This window comes from Niastella sp. (genome assembly GCF_045805085.1).
In the GTDB taxonomy this organism is placed as follows: domain Bacteria; phylum Bacteroidota; class Bacteroidia; order Chitinophagales; family Chitinophagaceae; genus Niastella.
In genome coordinates this window covers 1-12733 of record NZ_JBJMLX010000262.1, presented here as the reverse complement: position 1 = coordinate 12733, position 12733 = coordinate 1, and the positions used below count along the sequence as shown (strand labels likewise).

General features: G+C 43.4%; 10 protein-coding genes and 1 pseudogene. 4 read left to right on the top strand and 7 right to left on the bottom strand.

Annotation, left to right across the window (positions count from 1 at the left end):
- On the top strand, positions 1 to 1042 hold a 1042-nt coding region (locus tag ACJ751_RS13630; protein ID WP_407746047.1), incomplete at its 5' end, for a GlxA family transcriptional regulator.
- 14 nt (positions 1043 to 1056) lie between these two features.
- Here the strand turns inward: ACJ751_RS13630 and ACJ751_RS13625 are convergent.
- From ACJ751_RS13625 to ACJ751_RS13615, 3 genes are all read right to left on the bottom strand, one after another.
- On the bottom strand, positions 1057 to 1992 hold the full coding sequence (locus tag ACJ751_RS13625; RefSeq protein ID WP_407746046.1) for a hypothetical protein: 936 nt from the start codon (positions 1990 to 1992) through the stop codon (positions 1057 to 1059).
- A gap of 454 nt (positions 1993 to 2446) precedes the next feature.
- Positions 2447 to 3202 (bottom strand): SDR family oxidoreductase, encoded by a 756-nt coding sequence (locus ACJ751_RS13620; RefSeq protein ID WP_407746045.1) that lies wholly within the window; start codon positions 3200 to 3202, stop codon positions 2447 to 2449.
- A 181-nt stretch (positions 3203 to 3383) separates the two neighbouring features.
- On the bottom strand, positions 3384 to 5987 hold the full coding sequence (locus ACJ751_RS13615; protein WP_407746044.1) for a sigma 54-interacting transcriptional regulator: 2604 nt from the start codon (positions 5985 to 5987) through the stop codon (positions 3384 to 3386).
- 230 nt (positions 5988 to 6217) lie between these two features.
- On the opposite strand from ACJ751_RS13615, the gene ACJ751_RS13610 reads away from it, so the two are divergent.
- The gene (locus ACJ751_RS13610) at positions 6218 to 7387 is read left to right on the top strand and encodes an alginate lyase family protein (RefSeq protein ID WP_407746043.1); all 1170 of its coding nucleotides are present in this window, start codon (positions 6218 to 6220) and stop codon (positions 7385 to 7387) included.
- Between the two features lie 261 nt (positions 7388 to 7648).
- Positions 7649 to 8266 (top strand): hypothetical protein, encoded by a 618-nt coding sequence (locus tag ACJ751_RS13605; protein WP_407746042.1) that lies wholly within the window; start codon positions 7649 to 7651, stop codon positions 8264 to 8266.
- A 28-nt stretch (positions 8267 to 8294) separates the two neighbouring features.
- Here ACJ751_RS13605 and ACJ751_RS13600 read toward each other — a convergent pair whose 3' ends face one another.
- The 4 genes from ACJ751_RS13600 to ACJ751_RS13585 all read right to left on the bottom strand — a co-directional run bounded on the left by ACJ751_RS13600 (position 8295) and on the right by ACJ751_RS13585 (position 12281).
- A complete protein-coding gene (locus tag ACJ751_RS13600) occupies positions 8295 to 9605 on the bottom strand; it encodes a serine hydrolase (RefSeq protein WP_407746041.1) in 1311 nt (436 codons plus the stop codon).
- Position 9606: 1 nt separating this feature from the next.
- Positions 9607 to 10290: a LytR/AlgR family response regulator transcription factor gene (locus tag ACJ751_RS13595; RefSeq protein ID WP_407746040.1), complete on the bottom strand. Its 684-nt coding sequence runs from the start codon at positions 10288 to 10290 to the stop codon at positions 9607 to 9609.
- A complete protein-coding gene (locus ACJ751_RS13590) occupies positions 10268 to 11830 on the bottom strand; it encodes a sensor histidine kinase (protein ID WP_407746039.1) in 1563 nt (520 codons plus the stop codon). Before ACJ751_RS13590 ends, ACJ751_RS13595 begins: the two co-directional genes overlap by 23 nt.
- Before the next feature lie 103 nt (positions 11831 to 11933).
- A complete protein-coding gene (locus ACJ751_RS13585; protein WP_407746038.1) occupies positions 11934 to 12281 on the bottom strand; it encodes a TfoX/Sxy family protein in 348 nt (115 codons plus the stop codon).
- Positions 12282 to 12527: 246 nt separating this feature from the next.
- Between ACJ751_RS13585 and ACJ751_RS13580 the strand changes: the two are divergent.
- Positions 12528 to 12733: pseudogene (locus ACJ751_RS13580) on the top strand (hypothetical protein); the annotation flags it as partial.

Here is a 12733-nt window from a genome sequence, read left to right as displayed (position 1 = left end):
TGCTACAGAACAAGGCAGGGTAAATGCGACAATCTACCCTGTTGATTACGACAAGCCAGATGCTTACATTTGTATCATGAAGCACATTTCAATTCTGGTATTAGAGGATGCTACCGTGTCGTGTATCGACAGTAGCTACCAGATACTCACCCGCATAAACGATTTCCTGAAATACCAGGGAAAAGAACCGTTCTATACAGTTGAAATGGTAGGCCTTCAAACGAATACCGCTTTAAATAAAGGGCTCTATAGTATTCGCGCTAACAAAACCATCACTGACATAAACCAAACCGATGTCGTTGTTATTCCTTTAATATGCGGCGACTTCTCACAAACCTTCGCCAAAAACAAACCATACAGTGACTGGCTTTTATCTCAATATCAAAATGGAGCAGAGATTGTAAGTCTTTGCGTGGGTTCATTCTTCCTGGCATCAACGGGTTTACTCAATGGCAAAAAATGCGCCATTCACTGGGCTGCCAAAAATGAATTCATGAGTATGTTCCCGGATGTCCAGGTCATAGACGATAACATTATTACTGACGAGAACAGCATATACACTTGTGGTGGCGGATATTCCTACCTTAATCTGCTCTTGTACGTAATAGAGAAACACCTGGGCAGGGAAATGTCTATTCTGGCTTCAAAGATGTTTGAAATTGATATTGAAAGAAAAAACCAGCACCCCTTCATCATCTTTGTTGGTCAAAAAAAACATGGCGACCAGCAGGTGCTGCAAGCTCAGGAACATATTGAAAGCAATCCGGCAGCTTTATATACCATCGATGAACTTTGCACAAAACTGGCTGTAGGAAAAAGAACATTTGAAAGGAAATTTAAAAAACGCACCGGCAACTCTATTGCCGAATATATTCAACGGGTTAAAGTTGAATATGCCAAAAAGCAACTGGAATCGGGTAACAAAAATATCAATGAGATCATCTACGAAGTAGGATATAATGATGTTGATGCATTCAGAAGAGTATTTAAAAAGCATACTGATCTGTCACCTGTAGACTACAGGAAGAAATACAGGATATAATACAAAAAAACCTCCTAATGAATATTCGACACCCATTCATTGATATAGGTCAACAGGGTACCGGAGGTGGGTATGGATGCAGTTGCCCGGTAGGTGCCTGAAACGGCCAGACCCAGAACAATTGCGTGCGGGATAGTAAGGCGAAGCGACAAACCCAATCGATAGCCTGTCAGGAAAAATTCCCGGCTATGCGGATACGTGTGAATGTTATTCCACGACCGGCCGGCGAAATCGAATTGCCCTTCTTTTGTACACAGCAATACGCCGTTGTTGTAAAATATTAACAGGAAATCAATAGTCATGGTACCGAACATGAGCTGGAATTTTTCTTTTGGCGAAGGCTCGTAATTGATACCACACAACAGGTCCCATAGCTTAAGGCCTTCCTGTTCATCCATTACCAGGCTAACTTTTCCATACTTCGAATATTGACCAATCACATCAAGCACTTCATCTACTTCAAATACCCGTCGCCCGGTAATATCGCCTAATTGAAAAATAAACTCCATAGTCTGTTTGTCAATCGCTTTTTTTATCACATCAGCAAAAAGGCCATCCCAAAAGCCAGCCGCATCCTTCACGCTTACATAATCAGCAAACTGAATAATGGAACAGTTGCTGAGGTATTTTGTAAGTGCATCTATACTGGCATCTTTTCTCATGTGATCCCATTTATAATTATCCGTCTCCGCTGCTGTTGGCTCTTGCTTTTGAGAGGCCGTTTTGCTGTGATGATTGCCTGAGATTATATGTCGTATTCCAAGCCTTTCCCAGAAGGTGGAAGGGAAATCCTCCTCCGTTGTTTCAGCGGTTGCCTGCAGGGGATTGAAAATTTCATATTCTCCACTCTGCTGCAGGTACTGGTTAACCGGGTCGTTATATTCCCTGATGGTATCAGCCAGTTTCGCTAATAACAAAGCTGTATCCGGCGTTTGGGTTAATACGTCCATAACTTTGAATTGAATTAAGAAACCTTACAATAATTGTTCAGGACTTCCACTCGCAACGCTTACCTCGGTTTGAATCAGTGGCCACTCGTCTTCAAAGCGAATTGCATCATCCATAAACTCTGCCCCTTCCATAGTATCGTGAGCAGTTGCATGCAGCCTTACTAATGCAGGCTCCTGAGGTTTTGACCGCAAGCTCATTTTGAACGGATGTAAATAATTGAATAGCATAAAACAGGTTTAGATAATGAATTATTGATTTCGTTAAGGCAGGTTGCTCAAAAGAATCGTCTGCCAACAGTTGACTTGCCGTGTTGTTGACCGGTTTTCGCAAGGATTATGCGCCGGCGTTGAGAAATCCTTGTGCACGAACGGGTGGAAAGTGCATTCTCGTTACAACCGCCCCGGCAAACTGTCACCCGTCGTCTTCGTTTCAACGGCTGGCAGACAAATATCTTTACGCTTTGGCCAGTTGGAGAGTCATCCATTTTTCAAAATTGATCTCACCCAGGTTTACTTTACCGGCAGGAACCAGGTCGCTTTCCCCAATTTCGCCACCATAGTAGTGATTATCGGTATTAGGCACTACCTTACGGGGATCATTTGTTGCTTTCAGGTAGCGTTCTGCTATTTCGTGCATAGTAAAACGTTCGGGGCCGGCAATTTCCATAATACCATTGAGCGGTTTAGCCTCAGCAGCTTTGGCTACAAATAAGGCTACATCATCCGATGCAATGGGTTGGAATTTTAACGAACTCAGGTGTACTTCGTTATCTTTTGTAGCTTGTGTAACAATCCCTGGCAGGAATTCGAGGAACTGGGTGCTTCTGATTATAGTGTAGGGCACAGTAGATTTTTTGATCTCAGCTTCCTGCGCCATTTTACCCCGCATATACCCAACGTTCTTCATCAGGTCAACCCCAACAATAGAAAGACACAGATGATGCTTTACGCCGGCATTTACTTCTGCCGCCAGCAAATTGTGACCGGAGGTTGTAAAGAAATCCAACACCGCTTTATCTTCCCAGGAAGGTGAATTGGCCAAATCTACTACTACATCAGTATCCTTCATGGCTTCTGCCAAACCTTCGCCGGTAATGGTGTTTACGCCAGTGTTGGGTGAGGCGGCAATTACCTGGTGTCCCCATTGACGAAGATTTGCTACTACTTTTGTTCCTATGAGGCCGGTTCCGCCGATTACTACGATTTTCATAATTCGATTTTTTAATTGTTTGGAATGACTATATAGATTCCAACGACATGCCAATCAGTTAATCGAATGAAAACCAATTATGTAAGAGAAAGTCACCTGATAATTTTTCACTGTATTTAGTGAAAGCACGAAGGGTTACACTATATGTAGTGAAAATCAGGAAGCCCTGTTTAAGTTAGTGTCAGGAAAAATAATCGGCCTTGGTGATGCCCAGTTTTTTTATTTTGGAGTGCAGGGTGTTGCCGGGAACGTCCAGAATTTCTGCTGCGCCGCCCGGTCCGGAGATCTTTCCGGCGCATCGTTTCAACACGTCGACAATATATGCCCGTTCCATTTCTTCGAGCGTGCGATTTAAAATAAAGGAAAGGTCCTGTTTATCTGCCGTGGTTTGTTTTGGAATATACACATCCTGCAACACCCCATCGGTAGTAAGCAGTACACTCCGTTCAATCAGGTGCTCCAGTTCCCGCACATTGCCCGGCCAGGTATAGCTGCGTAATTGTTGTATTACTTTGGGCGACACCTTCCTGATCTTGCGGCCGGTATTCTTGCTGTATTTGTCAACAAAGAAATGCATCAACGGCTCTATGTCCTCTGAGCGGTCACGCAGGGGCGGTAGATTAATTGGGAAAACATTCAACCGGAAATACAGGTCGGCGCGAAAGCGGCCTGCTTTTACTTCTTCTTCCAGGTTGCGATTGGTAGCTGCGATCAACCGCACATCTACCTTGATGGTCTGTTTACCACCCAGCCGCTCCAGTTCACGTTCCTGTATCACGCGTAATAATTTCGATTGCGCTTCCAACGGCAGTTCGCCAATTTCATCCAGGAATAAGGTACTGTGATTAGCCAGTTCAAACTTACCAATCCGCCGGTCGAGCGCACCGGTAAAGGCGCCGCGTTCATGACCAAACAATTCACTTTCTATCAGGTTGGTGGGCAGGGCCGCACAATTCACTTTCACCATCAGTTTATCCTTACGGGACGATGCATTGTGCAGCGCGCGCGCAATCAGTTCCTTGCCTGTACCGGTTTCACCCAATACCAGCACTGTAGTATTCGTTGTAGATACGATCGACATCAACCGGTATACTTCCTGCATGGCTTCGCCTGAACCCACGATCTCCGAAAAATTGTAAATGGTTTTTATCTGTTCTTTCAGGTAGTCGTTCTCTACTTCCAGTTGCTTTTTATAGGCCAGCAGTTTTTCATTGGCCTGTATATTGTCAATGGCCACGGAGATCTGTGCACAAATACCCCGCAGCACCAACTGGCTTATCCAGTCGGAATGCAGCCAGATAGTACCAAGGACTTTATTACCGGCGCGTAATGGCATGGCATACACATTTTTAAATCCCGTGGTTGCCCATAACTGTGCATAAGCACTGCCAGTTTTTAATTCTTCAGCAATATTAAACACCACGCCTTCTTTGCTCGCCAGCACCTTAGCGGTATAGGGTTCCTCGATAGTGATTACGCTTGAAGACATTTGATCAAAAGTGATCCCCGCCTTTACAAACAAGGTCCAGTCAAACATATAGGCAGGCATATTGACACCATCTTCTTCAATAAGCCGGATCATACTCAGCTTTGAATGCAGGGCATTATCGAGCACCTTGGAAATGGCAGCTTCCAGATCGGGTTTCGTTTTCACCAGCGCAATGTCATTGCTGAAATCGAGCAGGAAGGCCTGATCCTGTTGTGTTTTTTCAACCTGCTCATTGGCTACAATATTGGCCATGGCCACCGAGATCTGAAAACAAATACCCTGTAATAACTGGATGTTTATTTCTTCTATACCCAGCCACAAAATGCCCAGGTTGGTTATCCCATAATGTAACCGGATACCCACCATGGTTTTGTAACCCACTTTTTTCCAGTAGTGCAGGTAAGAAGAAGTAATGCCCCGCTGTACTTCGCGCTCTACACTGAAAAGCAAAGGAATATAACTCTCCAGCACGCGGTTCTGCAATCCATCGTATAAAGGAAAACGGGCGGTAGTGAGCGCCACCCATTCGGGATCATCGAAATTGGCAATAGCGGGATCATAGATGTAAGTGCTCAGGGTTTCTCCATCTTCGTTTATTTTACGAATAACATAACCCCGCAACGCATTTAACTTGCTAAGCCCTGTATGAACGGCCAGGGCCAGATCTTCCTTTGTTCTTACTGCGGCAATCTCACTGCTGAAATCGAGCAGGAATGACTTTTCCTTTTCCTTGTTCAGGATCTCTTCATTCTTGATAATGTTGGCTACCGCACTGGCCAGCTGGGGAGAAATGCCTTTGATTATATTCCTGAATGCTGAAGAAAACCCTTCGGCGCGATCAGTATAGATATGAATAAAACCCACCGGCTTTTCTTCATTCCGCAAGGTGGTCATCAGTATTTCCCGAACCCCGCGCTCGTAGTTCACCCGCAAAAAAGCAGGGCTATGGGGCAGGTCCATAATGTCTTCCAAAATAAAAGAGATAGGTCCATCCGCCGCTAACACCGCCTGAATGAAGGGATCGTTCAATGAAAAATGGGCCGCCAGCATTTCCCCGTATCTGTTATGGTCCCTGATGGGTGAATGGTCGTTATCGAGCAGAAAGGGCGTATAGGTTTCGTCCTTGCTTTCAATAAGCGTGACAATGGTATGCGTGAAGTAAAAAAAGCTTTTTATCCGTTGGGAGAAAAGGGTGAGCAGATCGTTTTTTTCCCGCACCCGGGCAATGTCATTGCCAAGCGCCAACAATATCTTTCTCTCCTGTTCCAGGGCTGCCTGACCATTTTCCATTTTCATGAAACTATTTTTTGGGGGAGCTGATTTGTAAGCAAGTTAGGAAAAATACGATCGCGTTCTATTACAAAAATAAAGCTTGTATAAATGAAGGAATTATACCTGGCTTTTGCCCTGACGTAGTGAAGACGTAGTCCCTTTCAATAAAACATTTAAACCATGGCAGTACATTTGCACTTCCCCCTAACCTTCTTCAACTAACAAATTCTGTTACATTAAAATTTCCAACCATCATGAGAAAAAATGGGAAGACCCTGTATGCCGGTATTGCATTACTGGCATTGTCAACATTGTTATTAAAGTGTAAGAAGCAGGAGGAAAGCGCGCAAGTACAAACCCCCTCTGCAAAAGAGGAAACTACGGTTAACATGGCAGCAGCAGCCATTACTACGTTTGTACATCCCGGTATTTTAAACACCCAGGCCAGCCTTGACCAGGTAGCTGCCGAGGTAAATGGCGGCAACGATCCCGTTCGCCTGGCCGCTTACAACAAGGTGCTGGATTATATTAACCAGAATGCATTGCCTACTAAGTTCTTCGCCACGGTTACAGTAGGCTCTAATGGCGCCACTACCGAATCGAAGAGCCAGATCAGAAAAGATGCCATCTTAGCGTATGCACTGGCATTGCGATGGGCCAAAACCGGTACCATAACATATGCGCAGCAGGCGATCGCCATCCTGAACGGCTGGTCATATACCTTTAAAAATTATGCAGTGCTCTCCGGCTCCAACCCTTTGCAACCTTCACTCGAAGCTTCCTGGACAACGCCGAGCTTTGTAGCGGCCGCTGAGATCCTGCGTTATTATAAAGCATTTGGCAATGCTTCCGGCTGGAGCGATGCAGATATTAACCAGTTCAAGACGTATATTGTTCTGGTAAAAAACAACTACATCAACGTTACACCGGAATATAACAATAACTGGAATGCTTCTGCCGGTTATGCCCGGATGAGTATTGGCATTTTCCTGGATGACGCCACTGCTTACCAGAACGGTTACAATATCATCCAAAGCCACCTGCCTATTATCATCGCACCTGATGGTACCATTGGTGAATATTGCGACCGCGACGACTGTGTTCACTATCAGTATTCTTTAACCGCCTTTGCTTATGCAGCAGAACTGGCAAGAATTCAGGGTGACAACTCTTTGTTCACGTACAACTCGAACCTGTTGAGCAAGGGGTACGATTATATGCAGAAGGCCTATAACCACCAGGCAGGTTGCGATAGATGCTCTTCTTCCAGCCCCGTTTTTCCCGGTACTGAAGTAGCTTATAACTATTATAAATCTGCCAATCTGAAAAGCTTACGTGAGCTGCAAGACCCGTTGGGATGGCCTAACGACAGAACGTTCCTGGGCTTTACATCCTATACCCATTTTAATGTGGCGGGCTTGTAATTGGTTGCAAATACATTCTATCCATAATAAAAAGTCTCCCGGCGCGGGAGACTTTTTATTGTTTATTCAATAATACGCCAAATTAATTACCCTATGACTATCAATGATTTGATGTATTACATCTGGACAATCCTTGTTTGCTTTTGATACAATGTTCATACGGTTTTAATACAGGACCATAAAGTCAGTATTATTTTTTTACCCACCTCTTTACATCCCATTTTATTTTTTGCATATTTGTAACAAACCACATTTTTCCTTATGCTTAACCAGGTCTTCCCCGTTAACGGAAATAAGATTTCCTCATTCGTTGCCGATACTGATTCTTTAAAATTCTCAAGTTCGGGTTTTACCAGCGTGGATGAGTTTCTCACCTCCTTTGGTAAAAAGCTGTCACTGGCTACCAAAGTGGAGATCAAATACGACTCCATTAAATCGGTTCAAAAAGAAGACAACGACAAAACCGTAGCAATAAAGTACAAAGGCATTGCCGGCATTACCAGCAGCTGCGAATTTTCCTTTAATAATGAAGCTGATTATGAGGTCTTCTTCAACTACCTGGAAAAGGAACGTTATTATAAAAAGACCAGTGAAACCCTGACGCCATTCAAAGCGATAAGAAGTTATATCCTGGGTCTGCTGTTAACAATAGGGATTACTATTTTTGCCTATTACCAGGCCATAGGTATTGCCAATGGAACCCTGGAAGACTCGGGCAACAGAAAAACAAGAGCATTTAATGCATTGGTAGGCTTACTGGGCGACAAAGGCGTTCTTGCAGTAGGCGCTGCGATAGCCGCCTGGTTAGGATATAAGATCTGGACAAGATTTAAAAATCCACCAAACCAATTAAAATTCATAGCACCTAATGGTTATTAAAAACTAATTACACATGGAAAGCGGCCGATCACTGCCGCTTTCCATGATGTTCATTGCCACCCTGATGCAGCACCGCTTCGTTACATATGCCGGTTTCGTTTACAAGAAACTCCAGGGAAGCATCCTTTTCCAGTGCATAGAAATAATTTTCCTTTTCCGCCAGCATCATGGTCTTTGGCTGCCCGACAGGCTGGGCTACCAGTTTTCCTCCTTCTACAGTAATATCTATCGAAAAAGTTGGCGCAAAAACATAATGGCCCACATATCTTTTTAGGGTGAGACTATCTACTGGTACATCAATTGGTATCTTATATGGCTTTCCATAAAGCAGGTTGCAAATAGCATGGGTTAATATATCCAGGTTGACATTCTCCGTATTGTTTAGCAGCACCACGCAGATACTGTCTTGCGGAATAAAGAAAAAATTACTTTGGAATCCCGGCCCGCCCCCACTATGAGAAATAGCCTTTTTACCCTCGATATTGTCTATCTGCCAGCCAAAACCGTAATGTTTATTGATGGTGCCTGGTGTCCAGGCTTTGTATAACGACTGCCGGCTGATCAATTGAAACGCCTGTTGAGCTTTATAATAGCGATAAAGATCACCTATCGTAGAATAGATCGCTCCTGCCGCGTAAGGTCCCGGTGGATCAATATCCTGCGCTTCCTTTTTTGTATCCGCTGTAAATATCTCATAACCCGTCGCTTTATTTATATGCTTTAGTGTTTTGAAATCAAAACCGCTATGGTTCATTTTACAGGGCAGGAAGATATAGCGATTAACTGCTTCTTCATAAGTAATACCAGTCACTTTTTGAATAATATATCCCAACAACCAATAGCCGGAGTTACTATAGTCCCAGCCTTTGCCTGGTGAAAACTCTAATGGCTTAGTCGAAAGAAAATGGATAAAGGTGGCTTCCGATTGGTCCTTCATATCATTGCCCTTCGTATAATTATAAATACCGGATGTATGGTTAAGCAGGTGTTGGATGGTAATGCTGTCGCCTTTGGGAAAGGATGGATAAAATTTACTTAAGCGGTCATCGAGCGACAACTTTTTTTCCTCTATCAGCTTAAAAATAACCGTAGCCGTAAATGTTTTAGTAACCGAATAGATCCTGAATAGGGTATTAGTATCATTGTTCGTTTGCTGCGCAGCATCTTTTACCCCAAATCCATTTTCATATATAATGCTGTTGCCACGCGCTACAAGTACAGCCCCGTTAAACCGGTTCACTTCCGCATAAGCGTTAACCAGTTCATCGAGCTGTATTGCCTGCGCAATAGTATCTCTTATTGACCCGAGGGTCAACAAAAAAAGAATCATTTTTTTCATGTTATTTTATTTTCTTGTCAATATCAGCCAGGTAAGCCGGCCCAATTGGCAGTTCAGCGTTACCGATCCAGGCTGTCTTCCTGTCAATTCTGGTGATGTGTTTCAATGAAACAATATAAGAGCGGTGTATTCGAATAAAATGACTGGCCGGCAACAGTGCTTCCGCCTCGCCCATCGTAAGGCGCGATACTATCTTTTGGTGCTGCGTTACAAACTGAACATAATTACCACTACTTTCTGCATACAGCACTGCTTCCAGATCCACCCGCACCTGTTCATAACCGCTTTTAATGAATACTGCCGGGAGCGAGGCCTGGTTCTTTTGTCTTAATTGATATTGCTCATAGGCTTTATTGCAGGCCATCAGGAAACGCGCTAATGAAAATGGCTTCAACAGGTAATCGATCGCTTTCAATTCAAACCCTTCCACGGCATATTCACTATAGGCAGTGGTAAAAACGATCATCGGCGGATCGGGCATGGTTTTCACAAACTGGATACCGGAAATTTCGGGCATATTAATATCGAGAAAGACCAGTTGCACCGGGTTTTGTTGCATACATCCCAACGCTTCAAAAGAGTCGGTGAAGTAACCTGTAACCTCAATGAAGGTTACTTTACGCGTCAATTCCCTTATTACCTCCAGGGCTTTTGGCTCATCATCAATTACGATCGCTTGCAACATGGCTTTTGTTTGTTATTGTTATATGTAAGCGAACAATGAACCCTCCGTCCTTTTCCTGGATCAATAGTTCATGTTGATGTGGGTACAACAGGTTCAGCCGGCCTTTTACATTCTGTAATCCAATTCCTGTTCTACCTGCTTCCATATCAACCCGGCGGTGAATGCTGTTCCTTACTTCAAACAATATATCTTTATCACTGCATTCCATTTTTATAAATATCCATGATCTTTCCTTCCCGCTGATACCATGTTTGAAAGCATTTTCCACAAAAGGAATAAAGATCATAGGAGCTACCAGGTGGTGACAGCGCACCTCATCCAGGTTTTCTTCTATCACAATATCGGGTGAAGACAATACCCGAAGCCTTTGCAGACTGATATAATTTTTAAGGTATTCCATTTCTTTCTCCATCGGAATGAACTCCTTCGTATTATCATCCAGCATAAAACGCATCATATCGCCCAACTGTTGAATGCCTTCGGCGGTTCGCTCCGAATCATGTTGCAGGGCGGTGGCATATAAGGTATTCAATGCATTGAACAGGAAATGAGGATTTATTTGTGAACGCAGCATTTGAAGATTCGCATCTGACCTGGCCAGCGCAGTTTCCATTCCCCGCAATTGCAGTATCTGGTTTTTCCGCTGCTGATATAAAAGCCAACTGAGTGGCACCACAGCAAATAAAAGGAAAGCCCAATACATGGAGTAGAAAAGCATTGCATTTTCATGTTTAAAGTAAAACTTGGAAAGTATAGAGCATAGAAAAGTAATAAACAATACTCTTTTAAGTACTGGTACATGCAGAAAAGAAGCATCTCCTTTGAACGGAAGTATCCAGAAAGTGGTAAATAAATATACGAGGAACACAGGTGTAATGCAGCCAAAATACAGCAGGAAATCCTCGTGCGGGGGATTGAGCACGATCAGCACCAGCAGGTAAATAAAGCACAGGGAGGTGATATTATTTGTAATCAGTATTCTGAATTCTCTTCGACCACCCGGCCTTGCTATCATCCAGCAGATGAATTCACGCAACCCTGCCAACACGGTAACCTGGAGCACCATACCAGTGGCTAAACCAAACCCCTGGAATATGTTCAACCACCCGTTATTATGCTCTACCCAGGCCAGGTACCGGCGCCCCCAATAGGTAAACAGGTGTTGCCTGGAAAAAAATGAAATGATATTAAATCCTTTTGCCAGCAGAAAACTGGTTCCAATAATGGCTGCGACAGCCCAAAGTATGTTCTTTGAAAAAATTCGTTCTATATCGCCAAACGAGATCTTCTTTATCAATGGCAGTATCACGAGGTTTATCGACAGGTAGGCGGCAAACAACAATAACACCTCCATTACCTGCGATATAAACACCTGTTTCCAGTTTACAAATTGTGCAACTGCTTCCCCGAGCTCCTTTGCATAGTTGGTCACGCTGATTCCCTGGGAGACATCATACAATTGTTTCAGATAAACGATCACCTGAATGGCAACCAACAGGGCAATAAAGATTATTTCATGTTCCCGCCACCTGATTTTCATGCCGGTTAATTTTCAACAAGATTAACCCATACTTCAACATGATGGCGGTAAATGTGATGAAAACGGCAAAAAAGGGATGGTGTTTATAAATATGGGATGGAAGTTACTTCTTCTTCTTCGACGACTTCGCCTTTTTATTAAAAGCAACACCCAACCCCACCCAGTATTCAAAATCCTTCTTTGACTTAAACCCTTCGGGGTGGATATAGCAAAACCCTTTGTATTCCCTTCCTTTCATGATCATGGGTTGAAAACCATTTTTCTCGGCCACCTCATCCTGCAAAACAGGATCAAACCGGCACATCAGGTTTTCGCCACTTACACACACACACATTTTGCCATTCACCATAAACGTAAGTCCCCTGAACATCTGCTTTTCTTCAATCTTTAATTTAGGGAACTGCACCAGGTATTCCCGTATTCTGTCTGCCAGTTTTATATCGTAAGCCATGAAAAGTTGATTTGAGTTATCATGAAAGATCAATGGAAAAATACAAAAAAGTGTTCAATCAGTGCCATTCACGTTGCACGCTTATTGGCGAAAATTACACACTTATCGACCAAAACAACACACTTATTAAGTTATTATTATGGATCTTAAAATCTTGTTATAGCTTTACCGTTTGCAACTTTAATCAACCACGATCGTCTTATATTCTAAATCACATTTTGGGAAAATAAAAAAGGAATCGGCTGCATGAATTCGGCGGACAATATTCATTTATTGCAAACTCAATGGAATATACAGGGGCATTCATATGCAAAGGAGATAAATGCACAACTGGCATTTGTTGAGGAAAATGGTTTGCATAACTGGAAAGGTTCTGCACCTGCAGATAACCGAAACGAACTGGCTCTGGAAGTATTATCCCTTTTAAAGAAAGCCAACAGGGAAGGCACTAT